The 21,570-nt window shown below is 66.3% G+C and carries 22 protein-coding genes; 5 read left to right on the top strand and 17 right to left on the bottom strand.

Annotated features, from left to right (window positions below):
* Positions 1-3 precede the first annotated feature (3 nt).
* Both V3B64_RS15160 and V3B64_RS15155 read right to left on the bottom strand, forming a co-directional pair.
* Positions 4-372, bottom strand: a complete 369-nt coding sequence (locus V3B64_RS15160) for a glycine zipper 2TM domain-containing protein (RefSeq protein ID WP_032127541.1) — start codon at positions 370-372, stop codon at positions 4-6.
* A gap of 166 nt (positions 373-538) precedes the next feature.
* The gene (locus V3B64_RS15155; protein WP_121503890.1) at positions 539-2,761 is read right to left on the bottom strand and encodes a methyl-accepting chemotaxis protein; all 2,223 of its coding nucleotides are present in this window, start codon (positions 2,759-2,761) and stop codon (positions 539-541) included.
* A 280-nt stretch (positions 2,762-3,041) separates the two neighbouring features.
* Between V3B64_RS15155 and V3B64_RS15150 the strand changes: the two genes are divergently transcribed.
* Complete coding sequence (locus V3B64_RS15150) at positions 3,042-3,434, top strand: barstar family protein (protein WP_049462356.1); 393 nt, start codon at positions 3,042-3,044, stop codon at positions 3,432-3,434.
* A gap of 28 nt (positions 3,435-3,462) precedes the next feature.
* Here the strand turns inward: V3B64_RS15150 and V3B64_RS15145 are convergent, their stop codons facing one another.
* On the bottom strand, positions 3,463-4,455 hold the full coding sequence (locus V3B64_RS15145; protein WP_182267461.1) for a glycosyltransferase: 993 nt from the start codon (positions 4,453-4,455) through the stop codon (positions 3,463-3,465).
* The gene (locus tag V3B64_RS15140; protein WP_121503892.1) at positions 4,455-5,732 is read right to left on the bottom strand and encodes an O-antigen ligase family protein; all 1,278 of its coding nucleotides are present in this window, start codon (positions 5,730-5,732) and stop codon (positions 4,455-4,457) included. Before V3B64_RS15140 ends, V3B64_RS15145 begins: the two co-directional genes overlap by 1 nt.
* 340 nt (positions 5,733-6,072) lie before the next feature.
* On the opposite strand from V3B64_RS15140, the gene mutS reads away from it, so the two are divergent.
* The 3 genes from mutS (at position 6,073) to V3B64_RS15125 (ending at position 11,178) form a co-directional block, all read left to right on the top strand.
* Positions 6,073-8,628: a DNA mismatch repair protein MutS gene (mutS, locus tag V3B64_RS15135; protein WP_049399630.1), complete on the top strand. Its 2,556-nt coding sequence runs from the start codon at positions 6,073-6,075 to the stop codon at positions 8,626-8,628.
* A 327-nt stretch (positions 8,629-8,955) separates the two neighbouring features.
* Positions 8,956-10,467: a catalase gene (locus tag V3B64_RS15130; RefSeq protein ID WP_182474429.1), complete on the top strand. Its 1,512-nt coding sequence runs from the start codon at positions 8,956-8,958 to the stop codon at positions 10,465-10,467.
* Positions 10,468-10,575: 108 nt separating this feature from the next.
* Positions 10,576-11,178, top strand: a complete 603-nt coding sequence (locus tag V3B64_RS15125) for a DUF937 domain-containing protein (RefSeq protein ID WP_049424483.1) — start codon at positions 10,576-10,578, stop codon at positions 11,176-11,178.
* A gap of 72 nt (positions 11,179-11,250) precedes the next feature.
* On the opposite strand, the gene V3B64_RS15120 is transcribed toward V3B64_RS15125, so the two are convergent.
* The 3 genes from V3B64_RS15120 to V3B64_RS15110 form a co-directional block, all read right to left on the bottom strand.
* Positions 11,251-12,438, bottom strand: a complete 1,188-nt coding sequence (locus V3B64_RS15120) for a cellulase family glycosylhydrolase (protein WP_329914397.1) — start codon at positions 12,436-12,438, stop codon at positions 11,251-11,253.
* 113 nt (positions 12,439-12,551) lie between these two features.
* Entirely contained in the window at positions 12,552-12,959 is a 408-nt protein-coding gene (locus V3B64_RS15115) for an RNA-binding S4 domain-containing protein (protein ID WP_004149153.1), read from the bottom strand.
* 9 nt (positions 12,960-12,968) lie between these two features.
* Positions 12,969-13,208 carry a hypothetical protein gene (locus tag V3B64_RS15110; RefSeq protein WP_032127550.1) on the bottom strand — a complete coding sequence of 80 codons (240 nt, stop codon included), beginning with the start codon at positions 13,206-13,208 and terminating at the stop codon, positions 12,969-12,971.
* A gap of 62 nt (positions 13,209-13,270) precedes the next feature.
* Between V3B64_RS15110 and V3B64_RS15105 the strand changes: the two genes are divergently transcribed.
* Complete coding sequence (locus V3B64_RS15105) at positions 13,271-14,731, top strand: MATE family efflux transporter (RefSeq protein ID WP_049399635.1); 1,461 nt, start codon at positions 13,271-13,273, stop codon at positions 14,729-14,731.
* A 69-nt stretch (positions 14,732-14,800) separates the two neighbouring features.
* Here V3B64_RS15105 and V3B64_RS15100 read toward each other — a convergent pair whose 3' ends face one another.
* The 10 genes from V3B64_RS15100 to V3B64_RS15055 all read right to left on the bottom strand — a co-directional run bounded on the left by V3B64_RS15100 (position 14,801) and on the right by V3B64_RS15055 (position 21,141).
* Positions 14,801-15,211: a DUF1801 domain-containing protein gene (locus V3B64_RS15100; RefSeq protein WP_329914396.1), complete on the bottom strand. Its 411-nt coding sequence runs from the start codon at positions 15,209-15,211 to the stop codon at positions 14,801-14,803.
* A gap of 38 nt (positions 15,212-15,249) precedes the next feature.
* On the bottom strand, positions 15,250-15,684 hold the full coding sequence (locus V3B64_RS15095) for a DUF1801 domain-containing protein (RefSeq protein ID WP_329914395.1): 435 nt from the start codon (positions 15,682-15,684) through the stop codon (positions 15,250-15,252).
* Positions 15,685-15,763: 79 nt separating this feature from the next.
* Entirely contained in the window at positions 15,764-16,144 is a 381-nt protein-coding gene (locus tag V3B64_RS15090) for a DUF6404 family protein (RefSeq protein WP_049462347.1), read from the bottom strand.
* A gap of 82 nt (positions 16,145-16,226) precedes the next feature.
* The gene (rplS, locus tag V3B64_RS15085) at positions 16,227-16,628 is read right to left on the bottom strand and encodes a 50S ribosomal protein L19 (protein WP_005408597.1); all 402 of its coding nucleotides are present in this window, start codon (positions 16,626-16,628) and stop codon (positions 16,227-16,229) included.
* Positions 16,629-16,782: 154 nt separating this feature from the next.
* Positions 16,783-17,541, bottom strand: a complete 759-nt coding sequence (gene trmD / locus V3B64_RS15080) for a tRNA (guanosine(37)-N1)-methyltransferase TrmD (protein ID WP_088025178.1) — start codon at positions 17,539-17,541, stop codon at positions 16,783-16,785.
* A gap of 8 nt (positions 17,542-17,549) precedes the next feature.
* A complete protein-coding gene (gene rimM, locus V3B64_RS15075; protein WP_010483256.1) occupies positions 17,550-18,062 on the bottom strand; it encodes a ribosome maturation factor RimM in 513 nt (170 codons plus the stop codon).
* 44 nt (positions 18,063-18,106) lie between these two features.
* Positions 18,107-18,367 (bottom strand): 30S ribosomal protein S16, encoded by a 261-nt coding sequence (rpsP, locus tag V3B64_RS15070; RefSeq protein ID WP_005415733.1) that lies wholly within the window; start codon positions 18,365-18,367, stop codon positions 18,107-18,109.
* 187 nt (positions 18,368-18,554) lie between these two features.
* Positions 18,555-19,157, bottom strand: a complete 603-nt coding sequence (locus tag V3B64_RS15065; protein ID WP_121503897.1) for a suppressor of fused domain protein — start codon at positions 19,155-19,157, stop codon at positions 18,555-18,557.
* 128 nt (positions 19,158-19,285) lie between these two features.
* Positions 19,286-20,068 carry an aminotransferase class IV family protein gene (locus tag V3B64_RS15060; protein ID WP_329914394.1) on the bottom strand — a complete coding sequence of 261 codons (783 nt, stop codon included), beginning with the start codon at positions 20,066-20,068 and terminating at the stop codon, positions 19,286-19,288.
* Positions 20,065-21,141, bottom strand: coding sequence for a nitronate monooxygenase (locus V3B64_RS15055; RefSeq protein ID WP_049398965.1), 1,077 nt, complete (start codon positions 21,139-21,141; stop codon positions 20,065-20,067). The genes V3B64_RS15060 and V3B64_RS15055 overlap by 4 nt, the downstream gene beginning before the upstream one ends.
* Positions 21,142-21,570 lie beyond the last annotated feature (429 nt).

The raw sequence follows: 21,570 nt of genomic DNA, 5'->3' as shown, positions 1-21,570 counted from the left end.
CGATCAGCGGTAGACGCGTTCGCAGCGACGTTCCACCACGCGGTCGCCGTTCTTCTGCTGGCTGTTGCCCTGAATCTGGCGACCGGCCGCACCACCTGCAACGGCGCCTGCCACGGTGGCCAGCTTCTTGCCGTTGCCGCCACCTACCTGGTTGCCGAGCAGGCCACCGATCACGGCGCCGGTAGCGGTACCCGTGATGCGGTTCGGATCGCGCGAGTTGCGCTGCACTTCCACGTTCTTGCAGACCACGCGGCTGCCGTCGTTGAACTTGCGTCCCTCATCGCGCGGGCCATAGGTCTGCGCGCCGGCCACCGACGAAGCTGCCAGCAGGGTGCCCAGCACAAGCAATCGGGTCGAGGTCTTCATGGCCATCTCCTGAGTTCCGGTATGGCGCCAGTGTCCTCCCGCGGTTGGCAACCGGAAGTGAAATGCGCGTGTCCGCCACTTCATCGGCCATCGCACGTTCAGGAAGAAAATCCGCGCCCATCGCGACCAACCGTCGCGATGGGCGCCGTCTCCCTGCCGGCCTTGCCCTCTTCTAGAACTCTTCCCAACCACCCGCATTGGCGGCCAGCGTCGGCTCGATCCGCGGCGACAGCACCGCGGGCCGGCGTACCGGCGCAACCGATGCCGCCACGGCAGCCAGCGCCGGGCGCACCGCGGCGGCGGCGGTCACCGCCCCCGTGCGGAATACCGATACCGCCTCGGCCAGCAGGTTGGCCTGCTCCTCCATCGAGCGCGCTGCAGCACTGGCTTCTTCGACCAGCGCCGCATTCTGCTGCGTGGTCTCATCCATCTGCACCACCGCCTGGTTGACCTGTTCGATGCCCGAGCTCTGCTCCTGGGAGGCAGCAGAGATATCGGCCATGATGTCGGTCACGCGCTGCACCGAGGCCACGATCTCGCCCATCGTGGTGCCCGCCTGGCGGACCAGTGCCGAGCCGTCGGCGACCTTGCCGACCGAATCCTCGATCAGCCCCTTGATCTCCTTGGCCGCACCCGCCGAGCGCTGCGCCAGCGTACGCACTTCGCTGGCCACCACTGCAAAGCCCCTGCCCTGCTCGCCGGCACGCGCAGCTTCGACCGCCGCGTTCAGCGCGAGGATATTGGTCTGGAAGGCGATGCCGTCGATGACGCTGATGATCTCGGCGATCTTCTTCGACGATGCCTCGATGGCCGACATCGTGGTGACCACCTGGCCCACCACTTCACCGCCCTGGGACGCAACACCGTGCGCGCCGATGGCCAATTGGTTGGCCTGCCGTGCATGCTCGGCATTCTGCTTCACGGTGGAGGTCAGTTCCTCCATCGATGCTGCCGTTTCTTCCAGGTTCGCCGCCTGCTGTTCGGTACGCCGCGACAGGTCGGTGTTGCCCGAAGCGATTTCACCTGCGGCCAGATTGATGCTGGAGGCGCTGGACTGGATGCGGCCGACGATCTGCTTGAGCTGGTCGACGGTGGCATTGCAGTCATCACGCATGCGCGCGAACACGCCATGGAAATCACCCTGCATGCGCACGGTCAGGTCGCCGCGCGAGATGGCCTGCAGCAGGGTCGAGACCTGCACCAGGTTCTCGTCGGTGGTCTGCATCAGGCGGTTGAGCCCGGCCACCATGTCGCGGAAATCATAGGCGAAGCGATCTTCGTCGCCGCGCAGGCTGAAGTCGCCTGCCGCAGCCGCTGTCGCCAACCGGCGGATCTCGCTGTTGATCGCCGACAGGCTGGACTTGGTTTCGTCCATCGCCTGGGTGATCGCCGCCTTCTCGCCGGGCAGCGGGTCCATGTCCACCGACAGATCGCCACGCGCGTAGTGCTTCATCACCTCGATCAAGCGGTTCTGTACCTGCACGTGCGATCCAACCAGCGCATTGGTCTCATGCACCATGCGCCCGTAGTCACCGGGGAACGCGCTCTCGTCCATGCGGTAGCTGAGGCTGCCGGCATCGTGCTGGCGGGCCAGCTCCCCCTGTGCCGCCATCACCGACTGCAGCTGTGCCTGCATGCGCTGCATCGACTTCAGCAGCTGGGTCACCTCATCGTTGCCGGTGGCGTCGATGCTGCTGTCCAGGCGGCCACTGGCGATGCCGTCGGCCAGCTTCACCGCTCCTTCCAGCGGGCGGGTCAGGCTGCGGGTGATCGCCCAGGCCGCCAACGTCCCCAGCAACAGGCTCAGTGCCCCGAACGCGATCGACAGCGTGCCGGTCCACGATTCGGTTGCGCGGTACTCTTCGCGGCTGCGTTCGGTCAGTGTTTCCTGGTGGCGCAGCAGGGCCGAAATGGATTCATTCCAGGCCGTTGCCAATCCGTGCTCGGCCAGCAGCTCCTTCGCTGCACCATCGAAATCCCCCGCCTTCATGCGCTCATGCAATTGCTGGGTTGATGCATCGGTGGCCTTGCGGGCCGCCTCGATGCGCGCGACCAGGGTATCGCCGGTAGCGTCACGCGGAATCTTGATGTACTTGGCCCAGATACCGTCATAGGTCCGCGACAACTCCTGGGCACGCTGGTAATCCTTGTCGAACTCGTCACCCCGCTTGATCACCATCAGGCGACGATGCATCAGCACCGCGTTGTTGGTATCAAGCATGTCATTCAACAGGCGCATCTTCACCATGTTGACGTCCACCACTTTCTCGAACTGGGCGGATTTCAGCTGATTCCCATACAGCACCAGGCCGACGATGGCCATGATGAACAGCAGCAGCAGACCGAAGCCGGCGCCAAGCCGGGATCCCACACGGAGATTACGTAAGGCAAGCATCTCAATTCCCTTGATCGTGGCCGTACGTTCGATGGCGGCGCAGCGGAGGGAAACTTTACGGGACTTTATATATGGACCGATCCAAATATATGGAACTGTGCAGGCAGTCAGAAAATGCAGCGGCCAATAATGGCGCCATATCCTTATCGAATACCGCTGACACGCCAGCGCCCGATGAAAATCACGCAGGATTAACACCATAATAACGCCACCCCGTCCAGGGCGGCCCGGATTATCTGCGCCGGACACAACCGTCGCCCCGGAGGGCTACAGTCTGCAGATGACACGGATCCTGCACATCGAAGGCGCGTCCATCAACGACATCGCCAGCCTCTACGTGGAAATCAATCGTGTATTCATGGCCGACGAAGACTGGCAGCTGGGCGCAAGCCTGGACGCGCTTGATGACCTGCTGCACGGGGGCTACGGCGCGCTCGCCGGTCATGCCACCGCCACGGTGGTGTGGCGCGACATCGCCCACAGCCGCGAGGCACTGGGCCGCGAGACCACGCGTGCCTGGCTGCAGTCGAAACTCGATCAGGGCGGCAGGTTCAACGGTCCGGCCATCCACGCTCAGTTGACGGCACTGTCGCTTGGCCAGGGACAGACCTACTTCGAGATCGTCATGGAGATCTTCGGCAGCCATCCGCAGATCACCCTGGTGCCAGGCTGAGCACTCTGCAGCAACCAGCCCCATCAGCTCAAAGCTTGGCCAGGGCCTCGCCCAGCCGGCGTGGGAACGCCACTTCGCTGGCCAGGTGCCATGCGCGTGCATTGGCGCCCAGCCGGGTCCACTCGGCCTCGTCCATCGCCAGCGCACGCTCGACGGCCTGTTCCAGCGCCTTCTCATCCACATGCCAGGTCCTGGACAGATGGCAGGGCTCGCCCTCGTGCGCGGCAACCAGGATGCCGCGGCTGTCGTCGATCATCTGGTTCATCGGCGCGCCATCGCAGGTGATCACCACCGCCCCGCAGCTCATCGCTTCCACCAGGTAATGGCCCCAGCCTTCGGTCTGCGACAGGCACAGGTGGAACGCATGTTCGTTCTGCAGGCGCTGCACCTCCTGGTCGGGCAGCCGCTCGCGGACGATCCGCAGGTTCGCGGCCCCGCCCTCATCTTCGTCCGAAGGGCCGCCGCGCAGGATGGTCAGCAAGGGCCACTCCGGATGGCGCTTCCAGACCTCGACCAGCGTTGCCGTGCCCTTCATGCGGCTGGTACCGGCCGCATGGAGGAAAGTGCGCGGCCTGCGCGGCACCGCCGGGGCGTAGCGGTCACGGCTGCAGAAACCGACTTCCAGCGCGCGCATGCCCAGTGCGTTGAAGATGCGCGTAGCGTCTTCGGTCTTGGTCAACAACGCATCGAACCGCGGCAGGATCCGCAGGCTGCGTGCGGACACCCATTCCGGATTCGGAATCAACAGATTGACCTCGGCCAGTCCGAAGCTTGCCGGCCGGACATGCTCCAGCGAGATGTTGATGTCGAACCGGGCCGGCGTGCGCCCCAGGCTCAGCCACGAGGCCAGCAGCCTGCGCAGGCGCATCCCGCGGAGCTTCCAGGCCCCCCCATTGCGCACCGCGTCCAGACGGCTGACCGTCACCGTGTGCCCGAGCTGCTGCAACGAGCGCTCGATCACCTGGATGTCATGGGACAGGCCACGCTGGTTGTCGGCGGCCAGCAGGTGGATATGCGCCATCAGGAGGGACTCCCTGGCCGGCGCAGGTCGCGCGCAGGCAAGGCGGTCGCCAGCATGAAGCCCAGCACCAGGTAGAAATAGAACGAATGGGGCATCGCCCGGTAGAACACGTTGTCCGTGAACGCCGACAGCGCATAGACGATGACCACGGCAAGTCCGGCGGTGGCGATCATCGCGGTGATGTCGTCGGCGTGGCCGAGACGTCGCACGAAATGAATGCCGGGCAGGATGAAGACCAGCAGCATGATCAGCAGCAACGGCACGCCACCGGTCACCGCCGCTTCCAGGTACTCGTTGTGCGGGTGGTTGTAGCGGAAGATCGACTCGGACACCTCGCCACGGGCGATGCCCTCACGTGCATAGGTACCGAACTGGTTCAGGCCCACCCCCGCCACGGGATGCTCGGCGAAGGCGTCGACCGCCACGCCCCACATGGCGATGCGCTCACGGACCGAGCCGACCTCGTTTTCCTGGTTGAAACCGGAGATCTCGCCACTGACCTCACCGAAGCGCTGGATCACCTCATGGTTCAGCACCGAGGTGGCACCGACCACGCCAATGACCAGGGCACCGACGAAGACCAGTGCCCCCCGCCAGCGCCGGGTGCGCCGGACGTGCACCGCAATCACCATCAGCATGGCGGGAATGAACGCCAGGATCGGCCCGCGGCTCTGCGCCAGGATCGAACCGTAGACGCCAACGGCGATGGCCACGCCGTGCAGCCAGCGTTCGGCCGGATGCACATTGGGCTGGATCAACCGGATGACCGAGAACAACGCCATGCACAGCGTCACCATGGTGAACTCGATCGCCGTCCATTCGCCGCCACTGAAACCGTGCGCGCGTTCAAGGCCCATCACGTGGTGCTGCACGATGCACGACCCGCCGAAGACTAGGGTGGACACGGCGAAGATCTTCCAGATCAGGCGCCAGTCCAGCGCAGTGGCGAACACGGCAGCGGTACCCAGGTAGAGCAGTGTCTGCGCCGGCAGATCCAGCTCGTTCCAGCGCAGCCCGTGCCAGAGGATGCTGTAGAAGGCATAGGCCAGGCGCAGGAAGCAGACGATCACGATGAACCGGGCGATGCGGTAGCGCAGGCGGACATCGGGCTGGCGGCGGATCAGAACCACGCCGGTGACCAGCAGAGCCAGCAGCAGCACCGCCTTCAGCAAGGTGTAGGGTGCGGAGCCGGCAAGCGGAACGATGGCGACCAGGATGCTCAGCAGGACGGTACGCCAGGTGTAACGAGGTTCGGCGGCCATGCAGGCTGCAGTCATGCTTGTTCTTTCCATCAACGCCCGCCCGGGGGATAAGTCGCCCCGGTTTCCATGGAGGCCGCTTGGCGGAAATCGCCGGGGCTGACACTACCGTGGGCCCCTGGGGAAATCAACCAAAGTGCCGGCGCAGGGGCGCAGGCGTTGGCACACGGACAGCCCCCGGGCCCAGCGCGGGTGCCGCGGATCATCGACCGCCCCAGGTCGCTACACTAATGTCCTCTCCGGCCATGCCTGCGCGTGGCCACGCCCCGACGCCCTGCCAAGACGCGAAACGCCCCAAGTGACTGATACAAAAGACAACACCAGCAACGCCAAGGCGTCCAAGGAACACACCCCGCTGATGAAGCAGTTCTTCGCGGCCAAGTCCGATTACCCGGACCTGCTGCTGTTCTTCCGCATGGGTGACTTCTACGAACTGTTCTATGACGACGCCCGCAAGGCGGCGCGCCTGCTCGACATCACCCTGACCCAGCGCGGCAGCTCCGGCGGCGCACCGATCCCGATGGCCGGCGTGCCGGTACATGCCTATGAAGGCTACCTGGCACGGCTGGTGGCGCTGGGCGAGTCGGTGGCGATCTGCGAGCAGATCGGCGACCCGGCGCTGGCCAAGGGCCTGGTCGAGCGCAAGGTGGTGCGCATCGTCACCCCCGGCACGGTCACCGACGAGGCGCTGCTGGATGAACGCCGCGACACCCTGCTGATGGCCCTGTCGCGCAGCAAGCAGGGCTACGGCCTGGCGTGGGCCGACCTGGCCGGCGGCCGCTTCCTGGTCAACGAGGTGGAAACCGACGACGCGCTGGAAGCCGAACTGGCACGGCTGGAACCGGCCGAGCTGCTGGTGCCCGATGAAGAGAACTGGCCGGAGTTCCTGCGCCAGCGCACCGGCGTGCGTCGCCGCGCGCCGTGGCTGTTCGATGCCGACAGCGGCCGCCGCCAGCTGCTGAATTTCTTCAAGCTGCATGACCTGAGCGGCTTCGGCATCGACGACAAGCCGCGCGCCACCGCTGCGGCCGGTGCCCTGCTTGGCTATGTCGAGGAAACCCAGAAGCAGCGCCTGCCGCACCTGACCTCGATCGCGATGGAAACCGCCGGCGAGGCGATCGCGATGAACGCCGCTACCCGCCGCCATCTGGAACTGGATACGCGTGTTGATGGCGACACCCGCAATACGCTGCTGGGTGTGCTCGACAGCACGGTGACGCCGATGGGCGGCCGCCTGCTGCGGCGCTGGCTGCACCGCCCGCTGCGCCTGCGCGAGGTGCTCGTACAGCGCCACCATGCGGTGGAAACCCTGATCGATCGCGGCAGCGATGCGGACATCCGCGAGCAGTTCCGCCGCCTCGGTGACCTGGAACGCATTCTCACCCGCGTCGCGCTGCGTTCGGCGCGGCCGCGCGATTTCTCCACCCTGCGCGACGGCCTGGGCCTGCTGCCTGCGGTGCGCGAGGTGCTGGCGCCGCTGGATTCACCACGCCTACAGACGCTGCATGCGGCGCTGGGCGAACACGACGAGTGCGCGCAGCTGCTGGCCAGCGCCATCGCCGAAATGCCGCCGCTGAAGCTGAGCGATGGCGGCGTGCTGGCCGATGGCTTCGATGAAGAGCTGGACGAGCTGCGCCGCCTGTCCACCCACGCCGACCAGTTCCTGGTCGACCTGGAACAGCGCGAGCGCGAAAGCAGCGGCATTCCCACCCTGAAGGTGGGCTACAACCGCGTGCACGGCTACTACATCGAGATCAGCAAGGGCCAGTCCGACCGCGCGCCGGTGCACTACACCCGCCGCCAGACGCTGACCAATGCCGAGCGCTACATCACCGAAGAACTGAAGGCGTTCGAAGACAAGGTGCTGTCCGCGCGTGACCGCTCGCTGTCGCGCGAGAAGTACCTGTACGAGCAGCTGCTGGACACCCTCGGCGGCCAACTGGAACCGCTGAAGCAATGCGCCGCCGCGCTGAGCGAACTGGACGTACTGGCGGCCTTCGCCGAACGCGCGCAGGCGCTGGACTGGGCGCGCCCGGAGCTGCAGGCCGAGCCGTGCCTGAAGATCGAGCGTGGCCGCCACCCGGTGGTCGAGGCGGTGCGCGAGCAGCCGTTCGAACCCAATGATCTGGATCTGCATCCGGACCGTCGCATGCTGGTCATCACCGGCCCGAACATGGGCGGTAAATCGACCTACATGCGGCAGAACGCGCTGATCGTACTGCTGGCCCACATCGGCAGCTTCGTGCCGGCCAGCCGTGCGCTGATCGGCCCGATCGACCGCATCCTGACCCGCATCGGCGCCGGTGACGACCTTGCCCGCGGGCAGTCGACCTTCATGGTCGAGATGGCCGAAACCAGCTACATCCTGCATCACGCCACCGCCCATTCGCTGGTGCTGATGGACGAGATCGGCCGTGGCACCTCCACCTACGATGGCCTGGCGCTGGCCGACGCGGTGGCCCGTCACCTGGCCTACCAGAACCGCTGCTACACGCTGTTCGCCACCCACTACTTCGAGCTGACTGCGCTGGCCGACGAGCAGCACGAGGGCGGCCGCAGCGGCATCGCCAACGTGCACCTGGATGCCGTCGAGCACGGTGAGGCGCTGGTGTTCATGCACGCGGTAAAGGATGGCCCGGCGAACCGCAGCTTCGGCCTGCAGGTGGCGGCACTGGCCGGCCTGCCGCGCGCCACCGTGGCACAGGCACGGCGTCGCCTGGCCGAGCTGGAACAGCGCGGTGGTGAAAGCCATGCCGCCGAGTTGGCGCCGCAGGCGTTGGATGCGCCGCAGCAATTCGGCCTGTTCGCAGCACCGTCGAGCAAGGCGCAGGACGCGCTGGCCGCGATCGACCCGGACGAACTGACGCCGAAGCAGGCGCTGGAAGCCCTGTACCGGTTGAAGGCACTGCTGTAGCCGCAGCGCACGCCCATGGCCTCCCGCTCGCCTTGCGGGAGGCCTGTTGAAAGACTGTGCAAATCCGATTCTTCGTTTCAATTGACAGAACCTATCAATCTGAACGGATCATTCGATTATTCATTTCATCTGGCCATAGCTAAAGTCGAGTGAAGATGTTTCTCCCACGTCTTCACCGCCACCAGGAGCCAGCCGATGAGCCAGTCCGACAACAACAACGCCAAGTGCCCGTATCACACCGCCCCGTCGCCGGAGCAGGGCGCCGAGCAGCAGCGCGAGCTGAGCACCACGCCCAAGCAGAAGCATGGCGATGATCCGGTCACGCCGATGACCACGGCCTTCGGCGCGCCGGTGGTGGACAACCAGAACAGCAAGACCGCCGGCCCGCGTGGCCCGCTGCTGATGGAAGACGTGTGGCTGCTGGAAAAGCTGGCCAACCTCAACCGCGAGATCATTCCCGAGCGCCGCATGCACGCCAAGGGCTCGGGCGCGTTCGGCACCTTCACCGTCACCCACGACATCAGCAAGTACACCCGCGCCAAGCTGTTCGAGAAGGTCGGCAAGCAGACCGAGATGTTCGCCCGCTTCACCACGGTGGCCGGCGAGCGTGGCGCCGCCGACGCCGAGCGTGACATCCGCGGCTTCGCGCTGAAGTTCTACACCGAAGAAGGCAACTGGGACCTGGTCGGCAACAACACCCCGGTGTTCTTCCTGCGCGACCCGCGCAAGTTCGCCGACCTCAACAAGGCCGTGAAGCGCGACCCGCACACCAACCTGCGCAGCGCGCGCAACAACTGGGACTTCTGGACGCTGCTGCCCGAAGCCCTGCTGCAGGTGACCGTGGTGATGAGCGACCGCGGCATTCCGCGCAGCTTCCGCCACATGCACGGTTTCGGCTCGCACACCTACAGCTTCACCAACGCCGACAGCGAACGCTTCTGGGTGAAGTTCCACTTCGTCAGCCAGCAGGGCATCGAATCGCTGACCGACGCACAGGCGCAGATCCTGGTCGGCCATGACCGCGAAAGCCACGGCCGCGACCTGTTCGCCGCGATCGAGAAGGGCGACTTCCCGAAGTGGAAGCTGTTCATCCAGGTCATGCCGGAGCTGGACGCGGAAACCTACCGCGTGCATCCGTTCGACCTGACCAAGGTGTGGCCGAAGAGCGACTACCCGCTGATCGAAGTGGGCCAGTTCGAACTGAACCGCAACCCGGTCAACTGGTACCAGGACGTGGAGCAGTCGGCGTTCGCACCGAGCAACCTGGTGCCGGGCATCGGCCCGTCGCCGGACAAGATGCTGCAGGCACGCCTGTTCGCCTATTCCGATGCGCAGCGCTACCGCCTGGGCGTGAACCACCACCAGATTCCGGTGAATGCAGCGCGCTGCCCGGTGCACAGCAACCACCGCGATGGTGCGATGCGCGTGGACGGCAACTACGGCGGCCTGCCGCACTACGAGCCGAACAGCTACGGCCAGTGGCAGGAGCAGCCGCAGTACCGCGAGCCGCCGATGAAGATCCGGGGCGACGCCGACTTCTGGAATTTCCGCGAGGACGACGCCGACTATTTCAGCCAGCCCGGTGCGCTGTTCCGCAGCTACAACCAGGCACAGAAGGACCGCCTGTTCGCCAACACCGCCCGCGCCCTGGGCGATGCGCCGGACTTCATCAAGCAGCGCCACATCGACAACTGCAGCAAGGCCGACCCGGCCTACGGTGCCGGTGTTGCCGCGGCGCTGAAGGCGCTGGCCAGCCAGCCGTCGGATCCGTTCAAGCCGGCGCAGCCGGAAGCGGACTTCCCCACCGCCACCCCGGGCGCCGAAGACATCGAGCTCTGATCGCCCTCCCCCGTGAACGGCACGCCGCCTCCCAGTGAGGCGGCGTCGCCGTTTTAACGGTCCGCGTCGTACCTTCTGCACGCCCAACCCCAATCAAGGATTCCGCAGATGAGCCTGACCGATGAACTTCTCGCCAAATTGCAGGGCGCCCCGCTGCAGCAGGTGTCGCAGCAGCTCGGCATCAGCGATACCCAGGCTTCCGGCGCGATCAGTGCCGCGCTGCCGGTACTGATGGGCGCGCTGGGCAACAACGCCTCGCAGCCACAGGGCGCGCAGGCACTGCTCGGCGCCTTGCAGAACAACCACAGCGGCCTGGACCTGGGCAGCGTGCTCGGCTCGGTACTGGGTGGTGGTGGCGGTGGTGCCGCCAGCGACGGTGCCGGCATCCTCGGCCACATCTTCGGCGGCAGCCAGCAGAAGGTGGAAACCGGCCTGGCCCAGGCCACCCAGCTCGACAGCGGCCGCACCAGCCAGCTGCTGCAGATCCTCGCGCCGATCGTGATGGCCTTCCTCGCCCAGCGCCTCGGCGGCGGCCAGGCCGATGCCGGCTCGCTCAGCCAGGCCCTCGGCCAGGAAAAGCAGCAGGTGCAGCAGCAGGGTGGCCTGGCCGGTGGTCTGCTCGGCAGCCTGCTGGACCAGGATGGTGATGGTCAGCTGGGCGTGGGCGATCTGCTCAAGCTGGGCGGCAATCTGCTCGGCGGCAAGCGCTGAAGGAAAGCCTGGCCGGACATGGGCCGGCGCTACCGGCATCGCCATGGGTAGCGCCGGGCCAGGCCCGGCGGCTTACCGGTTGCCCGCCTTCAAACGCTGCAGGATCGGTGCGAACAGGGGCGCCTGCATCGAACGCGGCGGCTCGACATGGCCGCCCTTTTCCTGCGCCTGCCAGTACGACCACGGCAGCGGCTTGTCGCCCAGTTCGTAGTCCATGCCGTCCCAGCCATCCTCGCGGAAGGCGTAGAAGGCCCAGTGCACCTTGTCCTGCTCCAGCACCTGCAGCACATCCCGCAGGTAGCGGCTGCAGTCCGGCCACCGCCGCATGCAGCCAAATTCGGCCACCACCATGCGGTTGGCACCGACGCCATGCGAGGCGGCCCACGTCATCGGCTGCTGCAGGTAACGGCGTACACGCGCCGCATCCCAACGCTCGCTGCCTGCACCGAACGGCACCTGCGCCGGATAGCGCCAGGGTTTGGCACGCGTCTGGTTCGGCGCACTGGTTGCCGCGTACGGCTCGTACATGTGCACGCTGTACAGCAGCTTCGAATCCGCCAACGGTGCCGGCCAGTAGTTGAAACCGTCGGCGGCGGCATACCAGCCCGCATCCAGCATCAGCGGCATCGCGGTGTCGACCTCGCGGATGCTGGCGATCAGCTCCGAGTAGAAGCGGCGCAGATCGCGTGGGCCGTCCTGCACACCGGCATACCATCGCTGCATCGCCTCGGTGGACGCATGCTCGGCCAGGCCTGCACCGTACTCGGGCACCGGCTCATTGATGAGGTTGTAGGCGGCCAAGGCAGGATGACCCTTCAGCGCCGTGGCCAGGTCATGCCAGAAGCGACGGGCCGGCACATGGTTGTCGAAGGACTGCCACAGGCGCTGGTCGACCACATCGCCGTTGTGCTGCTTCCAGCGCAGCAACGGCAGCGACAGCGGCGTCAGCACCACTTTCAGCCCGGCCGCATCGGCGTCATCCAGCACCCGCCGCAGCGTGGCCAGGTCGGCCGGAACCAGTCCGCGATAGTCATCGGCGTTGCCGATCAGGAAGTCACGACCACCCTGCCCCTTCCACTTGTCCGGCACCAGCCGCACCCAGGTCGCACCGGTCGCACGCAGCGCCTCGAAGTATTTCCGGTCCGGAGGCGACATGTTCATGCTGTTGCCACCGCGTTGCGGAACGTCCCAGAAGGTGATGTCGGCAGCGTGCAGTGGCGCAGCAGCAAGCAGGGACAGGCATAACAGCAGACGACGCATGGGCAGGCCTTCGATAGGTGAAAAACCAGCCTGCCCAGCGCAATCCGAACGCACCGTGACCGGCGCCTTGTTTCGCACCGCGATAGGAACAATCCGTTGGAATCAGGATTTCGCTAGAGCGCGTCGATGTCACCCAAGGCCCGGATCAAACGCCGCGCGCGCTTGTCCGGCTTGTGTTCCGGCGGCTGGAAACCATCGCGTGCGGCAATGCGCAGTGCACGCTGTTCGGCACGGCGCGCCTTCGAAGCCTCGCTCTCGGCGTACAGCTGCTGTGCCGTTGGCGCCGGCCCGCGCTGGTCGCTCAGGCCCAGCACCTGGATCTCGAAATGCTCCTCGCCGCGGTCGACCTGCAGCTGCTCACCCACGCGCACCGCGCGCGAGGACTTCGGGCGCTGCCCGGCCACGCTGACCTTGCCGGTCTCGATGGCCTGCTTGGCCAGGCTGCGGGTCTTGAAGAAACGGGCCGCCCACAACCAGATGTCCAGGCGGACACTGGGCGACAACGGGGAAAGCTCAGGCATCGGTGCGGACTACTCCGGTGGCTTGTTCAGAGGACGCGGATGGTCGGGGTCGGTGCGGCAGCCGCTGCCCCCAATCAACGTGGGTACACCAGCGGACAGGTCCTGGCGCTGGCTGCCGACCAGGCACTCGGGTCGGTCGGTCGGCCGCACCTGGGTATCGCCCAGCCGGTCACCTGTCGAACATGCGGCCAGTGCGGTGCCGATCAAGGCCATCGCCAGGCTCCATTTCACCTGCAGTCGTTGATGCATTGCCACATCCTGCAAACCGGCTTGGTGCTAGTGTGCGCCTCCCGGGAATCGATCACCACTCCATGGCCAAAGCGCCGCTTGACCTGACCTCCGGCCCGATCGGCCGCAACCTTCTGCTGTTCTCCCTGCCGATCCTGGCGGGCAACATCGCGCAGTCGCTGAACGGTTCGGTGAATGCGGTCTGGGTGGGGCGCTTCCTCGGCGAGGCGGCATTGACCGCCACCGCGAACGCCAACAACATCATGTTCTTCCTGATCGGCTCGGTGTTCGGCTTCGGCATGGCCTCGACCATCCTGATCGGCCAGGCGATCGGTGCGCGCGACATCGCGCAGGCACGGCGCGTGGTCGGTACCAGCGCCACCTTCTTCATCGGCCTGTCGGTGATCATCGCCATCGCCGGCTGGTTCATGGCCCATCCGCTGCTGGCGGCGATGGGCACGCCGGCCGCCTCGCTGCCGCTGGCCGAGGCCTACCTGCAGATCATCTTCCTGGCGATGCCGACGCTGTACGCGTTCGCCTTCCTCACCGCCGCGCTGCGCGGTGCCGGTGATTCACGCACGCCGTTCCGTTTCCTGATGGTGTCGGTGGCGCTGGACATCGTGCTGAACCCGGTGCTGATCTTCGGCATGGGGCCGTTCCCGGCGCTGGGCATTGCCGGTTCGGCCTGGGCCACGCTGGTCGCGCAGACGCTGTCGCTGGCCGGCCTGCTGCTGTACATGCGGCACAAGCGCCACACCCTGTGGCTGGGCCGCGCCGACATGCGCCTGTTCAAGCTCGACCTGACCATCCTCAAGGCGCTGGTCATCAAGGGCGTGCCGATGGGCCTGCAGATGGTGCTGATCTCGCTGTCGGTGATCCTGCTGATGACCATGGTCAACCAGTACGGCACCGACACCGGCGCCGGTTACGGCGCTGCCCTGCAGCTGTGGAACTACCTGCAGATGCCGGCGATGGCGATCGGTGCGGCGTGTTCTTCGATGGCGGCACAGAACGTCGGTGCGCAGCGCTGGGATCGCGTGCGCGGCACCGCGCGCCAGGGCGTGCTGTTCAACTTCCTGTTGACCGGCGCGCTGATCCTGCCGCTGGTGGTGTTCGATCGCCAGCTGCTGGCACTGTTCCTGCCGCCGGCCAGCCAGGCGCTGGACATCGCCCGCCACCTCAACCACGTGGTGATCGGCTCGTTCCTGTTCTTCGGCGTCAGCTTCGTGATCTCCGGCGTGGTTCGCTCCACCGGCGCAGTGATTCCGCCGCTGCTGATCCTGGCCGGTTCGCTGTGGGGCGTACGCGTGCCGTTCGCCGAACTGCTGCAGCCGTACTGGGGCGCCGACGCGATCTGGTGGAGCTTCCCGGTCAGCTCGCTGGTGTCGATGCTGCTGTCGCTGGCCTATTACCGCTGGGGCGGCTGGCGCAAGGCGAAGATGATGGGCAAGCCCTCGCACGCCGAAGAACTGGCCACGCCGTCGGAGATTCCGGCCTGCCCGCCGTCGCCGGTGGCCGACCCGGATGCCGCGCCACTGCGGTAGTGCCGGCCGCTGGCCGGCACCTTCAAACCTCTCCGGAAACATCGCGCAACAGCCGGCCAGCGGCCGGCTCTACCGCTTCTTCTTTTTGGCAGCGTTGAACGTGGCCGCCGCGCGCAGCAGTGCCTTCAACGCGGCGGCATCCGGCATCGCGTCTTCATGGATGTCGATCGCACGTCGCGTGTTGCCGTCCAGGCTGGCGTTGAACAGGCCCTTCGGGTCCGCCAACGCCGCACCGTTGGCAAAGGTCAGCTTCACCGCCTGTTTGTAGGTTTCGCCGGTGCACAGGATGCCGTTGTGCTCCCACACCGGCGTGCCGCGCCACTTCCAGGTTTCCTGCACGTCCGGCAGCGCCTCATGGATCAAGGCACGCACGCGTGCCAGCGCCTCGCCACGCCAGTCGCCCAGCTCGGCGATGCGTGCATCGATCAGTTCAGCGGCCGGGGTTCCGGCATCGGCAGGGTTCGGTGCATGCGTGGCCATCAGCGGTTCTCGTCGGCAGGGAGATCGGAACGATGCACTTACATGCGCTCGCCGGGCAATGCCGCGGCCTGGCGCACCCAGTCGAGGAACTGCGCCTCATCCAACGCACCCTCCTGCTGGATGTGCAGGTAGCGCGTATCAGCACTCTTCGACGGCTCCGGCGGCACCGGCTCCAGCGCAGCGCCGCGGAAGAACGCCACCTTGATGTAGCGGGTGAAGCAGTGGAAGCTGAGAAACCAGCCTTCGCCCGGCGCAACCGCATACATCGGCGAATTCCACTTCACTGCCTTGTGCACACCGGGTACAGCCTGTTCGATCAGCGCGTCCAGCTGTGCTCCGATTGGCCGCTTCCAGTCCGGCATCGCCGCGATATAGGCCTGCACCGGCGCATCGCCTTCGCCCTTGGCGATCTGCGGGTTGCCGCCTGACAACAGCGCGGGCGCGGTGGAAGGTGCGGTTCGCTTGGCAGGCATCGCACAGCACGTCCATCGGGATGAAACCGCAGCCTAGCGCGGCCTGTCCCCAACGGTCACGGCGCAGTGCGCCATCGGCTCAGTCCGCTTGCCGCGCCCGGAACTGCTGCCAGTCCGGCAGCTTGCGGTGGCGGCGCAGCGAACGCATCAGCGCCGCCATCACAATGCCGAACAGCGCACCGGCCACCAGGCCGGCCGCCAGCAGCAGGGCCAGCGGGCGCTCACTGCCCTGCCACAGCATCAGCCACATCAGCGCGGTCCAGAACAGCCCGAACAGCAGGCCCTGCACCAGCGCATTGGTGCCGAAGCCGGCCAGGATCGGCGGTGGCAGTGCGATGCCCATGCGCCACAGAAGGCGATGCAGCAGCGGTGCCGACTGCACGCGCGCCAGCCCCTTGCCGTCGAGGAAGCGCAGCGCCGACTGGATCACGGCGGGATAGCGCGGATTGATGTCGTTCATCCCCTGATCGTGGCCGATGCGATGCCGGAAACGCAAACGGCCACCCGAAGGTGGCCGTCGCGGCAACAACCGAAGTTGTTTATCAGGCCTTTTCGGCCAGACGGGCAGCCTTGGCGGCAGCAGCGGCAGCCAGGTCTTCCTTGATGCGGGCAGCCTTGCCTTCCAGGCCACGCAGGTAGTACAGCTTGCCGGCGCGGACCTTACCACGACGCTTCACTTCGACCGAGTCGATGATGGCGCTGTGGGTCTGGAAAACGCGCTCGACGCCGTAGCCGTGCGAGATCTTGCGGACGGTGAACGAGGAGTTCAGGCCGGCGTTCTTGGTGGCGATGACAACGCCTTCGTAGGCCTGCACGCGCTCGCGGCTGCCTTCCTTCACCTTCACGTTGACGACAACGGTGTCGCCCTGGCTGAACTTCGGCAGTTCACGGGTGATCTGGGCGGATTCGAATTCCGCGACGATGGACTTGTTCAGCTTGCTCATGGGTTACACCGATTCTTGTTCGGGTGGGCGTGTCGTATCGACAACGTAGGCTCATGCAGTCACCGGACTGTGCTGCACGTTTGTTTTGGGTACTGCGCGCGCCGGCCGGGGCCGACGGGAATTGGCCATGATAGCCGATAACGCCAGCCCTGCGCTAGGGGCTGGCCTTGTGTTTCTGGGCCTGACGGCCTTGCTCCAGCAGCTTGCGGTCGGCCTTGCCCAGCGCCTGTTCATCCAGCAGGTCCGGGCGCCGCTGGGCGGTACGGACCAGCGACTGCTGGCGGCGCCAGGCCGCGATGGCCGCGTGGTTGCCCGAGCGCAGCACGTCCGGCACGTCACCCAGCGGGTGCTGGGCCGGCTGGCTGTAATGCGGGCAGTCGAGCAGGCCGAGGTCACCCTCGAAGCTGTCCTGCGCCGCCGATTCCGCGTCGTTCAGGGCACCGTCCTGCAGGCGGGCCACGGCGTCGATGATCACCGCCGCGCCCAGCTCGCCACCGGACAGCACGTAGTCGCCGAGGGAAATCTCCTCGTCGACATTGGCCTCCAGGAAACGCTCGTCGATGCCTTCGTAGCGACCACAGAGCAGGACCATGCGCGGCAGCGCCGCCAGTTCCCGCACCTTGGCCTGGGTCAACGGCGCCCCCTGCGGGCTGAGGTAGATCACCCGCGCCGGGGTCGGATCAGCATCACGGATCGCCTGCAGGCAGGCCTGCAGCGGCTCGATCAGCATCACCATGCCCGGGCCACCACCGAACGGACGGTCGTCCACCCGGCGGTAGTTGCCTTCGGCGTAATCACGGGGATTCCAGCCATGCAGGCTGAACAGGCCCTTCTCCTGCGCGCGCCCGACCACGCCCAGTCCAGCGGACTGGGCGAGGAACTCGGGGAACAGGGTGATGACGTCGAAACGCATGCTCACACTCAGAACTCGGGATCCCAGTCGACCACGACCAGGTTGGCCTCGAAGTCGACCGACTTGACGAAGTCCGGCTGCACGAACGGAATCATCCGTTCGCGGTCACCACGGACCACCACCACGTCGTTGGCGCCGGTGCTGAACAGGTGCGAGACCTGGCCCAGGGCGACGCCCTCGGTGGTCTTCACGTCCAGGCCTTCCAGGTCCACCCAGTAGTACTCATCGGGCTTCGGCGGCGGCAACGCACTGCGCGCCACGTAGATCTCGGTGCCGTGCATCGCTTCGACGGTATCGCGGTCCTCGACGCCGGGGAAACGGGCGACCAGGTGCTTGCCGCTGTCGCGGCCACGCACACCTTCAATCGTGGTTTCCACGCCGGACGGGCTGCGCACGATCCACGGCTGGTAACGGAAAATGGCGGAACGTGGCTCGGTCCAGGACTCGAGCTTGATCTCGCCGCGCACACCAAAAGCGCCGACAACCCTGCCCAGCAGGATGCGGCGCTCGATATCTTTCATCTGCTTCAACCAAGAGGGCCACGCCGAAGCGTGGCCCGTCAGGATCAGGCCGCAGCGGCCTGGGACTTGGTCGCTTCCTTGATCAGGTTGCGGACCTTGTCGGTCGGCTGGGCGCCGTTCTTGACCCAATGGTCAACGCGGGCCAGGTCCAGCTCGATGCGCTTCTCGGCGCCCTGGGCGACCGGGTTGTAGAAGCCAACGCGCTCGATGTTGCGGCCGTCGCGCGCGCTGCGCACGTCGGTGACGATGATGTGGTAGAACGGACGCTTCTTGGCGCCGCCGCGGGTCAGTCGAATCTTGACCATGGTGTTTTTCCTATTGCCCAGTCGCCAGGATGGCGAGGTAAGCGGGCGATTATAGCGGCAGAGCCCGGCCGAGCCAACCCCAAGGGTGGCCTACCTTCACGGTAGCGCCGGGCCATGCCCGGCGGCCTTCGTTCAGCAACGTGATGAATCTCCGGCTGGCCACGCCGACGTCCCCAAGGCAATAACGTCAGAGTGCTCCAGTGACAGGCTCCCGATGCATGTCCAGCACGTCCATCTCCTGCTGCTGCAGCAGGTCATCAAATGCTTCGCTGCCAATCCGCTCGACAAGTTGTCGCTCGGATTCGTGGATGGCGATGCACTGCAGCCAGTTGATTGCCACCGGCGGGAACTGCAGTCCCGGGAACCTGGCGTCATTCCAGAAGAAGGGCGGCACCAGATAGACGTGCGGCATCCGGGTCGATGGGAAGTAGTCCTGCAGGATGTCCGGAATCACGCTACCAGGCCGCACCGCCGTACGATCACGCATAATCGCGAAAGCCGTCGAGGCGACGACGTTGTCCAAATGCAGCGCGTCCTGTTCTGCACACGTGCACAGCTCGACGCGGGTTTCCAGTTCGTGACCCTCCGCATGACGTAAAACAAAATCCGACAGGCCGATGGAGGAGATGGACTTCAGCCCTGTTTCCGGAGAGCTGAACGTCGTGAGGATATCGACCGAACGCTGGCGATGATCATCGTGAAAGGCCTGGACCATGGGCCGCCCCTCACCGCCCATGATCTTGATTGCGTGCATCGCTACCGCGCGATGCTGCTCGGTGACCGTGCCCATATCTGATTGGAACTCCTGAGTGTTGTTCGCTGCGGAAGCATCAGCCGGGCATGGCCCGGCGCTACCCGCTACAACGCTTCAAGGTAGCGCCGCGTCATGCCGAAGGACCGGCAGCCCGCGCGCCTCGTTCAGGAAAGCGGTTGCCACGGCACGCCCGCCAGCACTGCCCTGCCCTGTTCAGCCAGTGCCTGCGAACCCGGCAGGACATGCCCGTCGATGGCGTCCAGCGCCCATAGGCCGCTGGCGTTGCAGGCAAAAGCGGCCTTCACGCTATCCAGTTCAGCCAATGCCAACGGCCGCGTCAGCTGTGCCCCCGGCCAATGCTGCTTCAACAACGTCTCGGCAGTACCGCGCAGGGCCGGCGCCTGTGGCCAGAGCAGGCGCTCACCATCGTGCACGGCCAGGTTCCAGGTGCTGCCTTCACTCATCTCGCCATCGGCGGTCACGAACAGCACATCGTCGAACCCTTCCGCCATCGCCGCACGGCGCTCGGCAAACAGGCCGAAGGTGCCGACGTGCTTGATCTGCGGCAGCTCGCGCTGCCACATCACGCTGCGCACCCGCTTCGGTGCGGTCAGCGCCACCGGCGCGGACACCGCCACCAGCACGTCCACCGGTACGGCCGCCAGCGGATTGCGGAAATCGAAGCGGCGCGAGTACACCATCACCCGCAGCGAGGCATCGGCCAGGCCGGCCTGCTGCAGCGCCTGCGCCATCCAGCCCCGCACCTGCGCCGCGTCCAGTTCGCTGCCGAACAGTTCGCGCGTGGCCTGCGACAGCCGCGCCAGATGCAGGTCCAGTCCCTGCACGGCGTGACCGCGCACCTGCAGCGAGGTGAAGTGGCCATAGTTGACCAGCGCAGGCAGCAGATCCTCCACCTGCACCGGTTGGCCGTTGCAGGTCACGGTCATCGCAGCAGCGCCTGCGCCTGTTCCCACATGCCGCGCAACACGTCGGCGGCCGGCTGTGCCGGGGCCATCCACGCCGACTGCCCGGCCCAGGCCTGCATCGCCGCCAGACGATTTTCCTGCACGGCCTGCCTGCGCATCGGCGCGGTCAGGCCGCGCTGCACCGGGTACGGGCGTGGCGCCGGTGCGCCTTCCGCAGCGGCGGCGCGCACATAGGGGGTCGCCAGGCCACGGCCCAGGCGGCCGCTGAAGGCGCGGGTCGGCCAGGTATCTTCGGGTTCGCTGGCCGCCAATCCATCTGCCCACGCTGAAGCGATCGCCGCTTCGGGCGTGCGCAGGAAGGCAGTGCCGATCTGCACGGCACTGGCCCCCAGGGTGAGTGCGGCAGCAATGCCACGGCCATCGGCGATGCCACCGGCGGCGATCACCGGAATCTGCAGGTGATCGGCCAGGCGCGGCAACAACGCAAACAGGCCGACCAACTGACGCTCGGCCATCGCCGGATCGAACGCGCCGCGATGGCCACCGGCTTCCACGCCCTGTGCCACCACCGCGTCGGCACCGGCGTCCTGTGCCGCACGCGCTTCGGACAAGGTGGTCGCACAGGCGATCCAGGCAATGCCGGCATCCTTCAACTGCTGTACGTGGCGCGGCAGCAGCACGCCCATGATGGTCGAGGCCACCGCCGGGCGCGCCGCCAGCAGTGCGGCGAACTGTTCTTCGAAGTCGGCGGGCGTGGCATCGGCGGCGCTGGCCGGCACGTCCGGACCCCACTGCGCGAGGAAGGCGCGGCTGGCGGCTTCAGCGGCGACATCACGGGTCGGTGCCGGGTCCGGCACCCACAGGTTCACCTGTGCGGGGCCCGTCGAGGCAGCGCGGAAGTCATCCATCCAGTGGCCGATATCGGCCGATGACGACAGCACTGCGCCCATCGCCCCCATGCTGCCGGCATTGGCCAGCGCAGCCGACAACGGCACCGGGCAGGCGCCGGCCATCGGGGCCAGCAGGATCGGAACGGATACGCCAAAGCGCCGGCAGAACGCCTCGACGCGGGAAGATACAGCGGAACTCTGCATGACGGCCCATCGTTTCGGACAGGCCCCCATGGTGCGCGCAGGACGGGGGTAGAGTCGAGCTTGCTTGTATGTTCCTCCCGGCTCCTACGAGGTATGTAGGAGCCAGGGTGGAGGGACCGTCAAGCATGCATCTGCGGATACTAGCCGACAGACGAGTCGAGCGATCCCCATCCCGCACACGAACGTCGATAAAGGATCGTACGGCCCCCAAAGGGGATCGTCGATGTAGGCAAGCTAACGTCGGTGCGGTACCACCCCAGCCCCTTAAAGATAGCTGGGAGCCGTACAAATGTCAGATTCTCTCGATATTGGCGTGGACGTGGACTCCAAGGAATTCGTACCGGCAGTGGCCGACCGCAAGGCCGGCGACAGGATCGCCAACACCCGGGCCGGCATAGCCCAGTGGCTCAACACCTTGCCCCAGCGATG

The sequence above is a fragment of the Stenotrophomonas sp. SMYL86 genome, from assembly GCF_036320025.1.
Classification (GTDB): domain Bacteria; phylum Pseudomonadota; class Gammaproteobacteria; order Xanthomonadales; family Xanthomonadaceae; genus Stenotrophomonas; species Stenotrophomonas maltophilia_A.
Note: the sequence above shows the minus strand (reverse complement) of the source record. Positions and strands in the feature narration are given on the sequence as shown.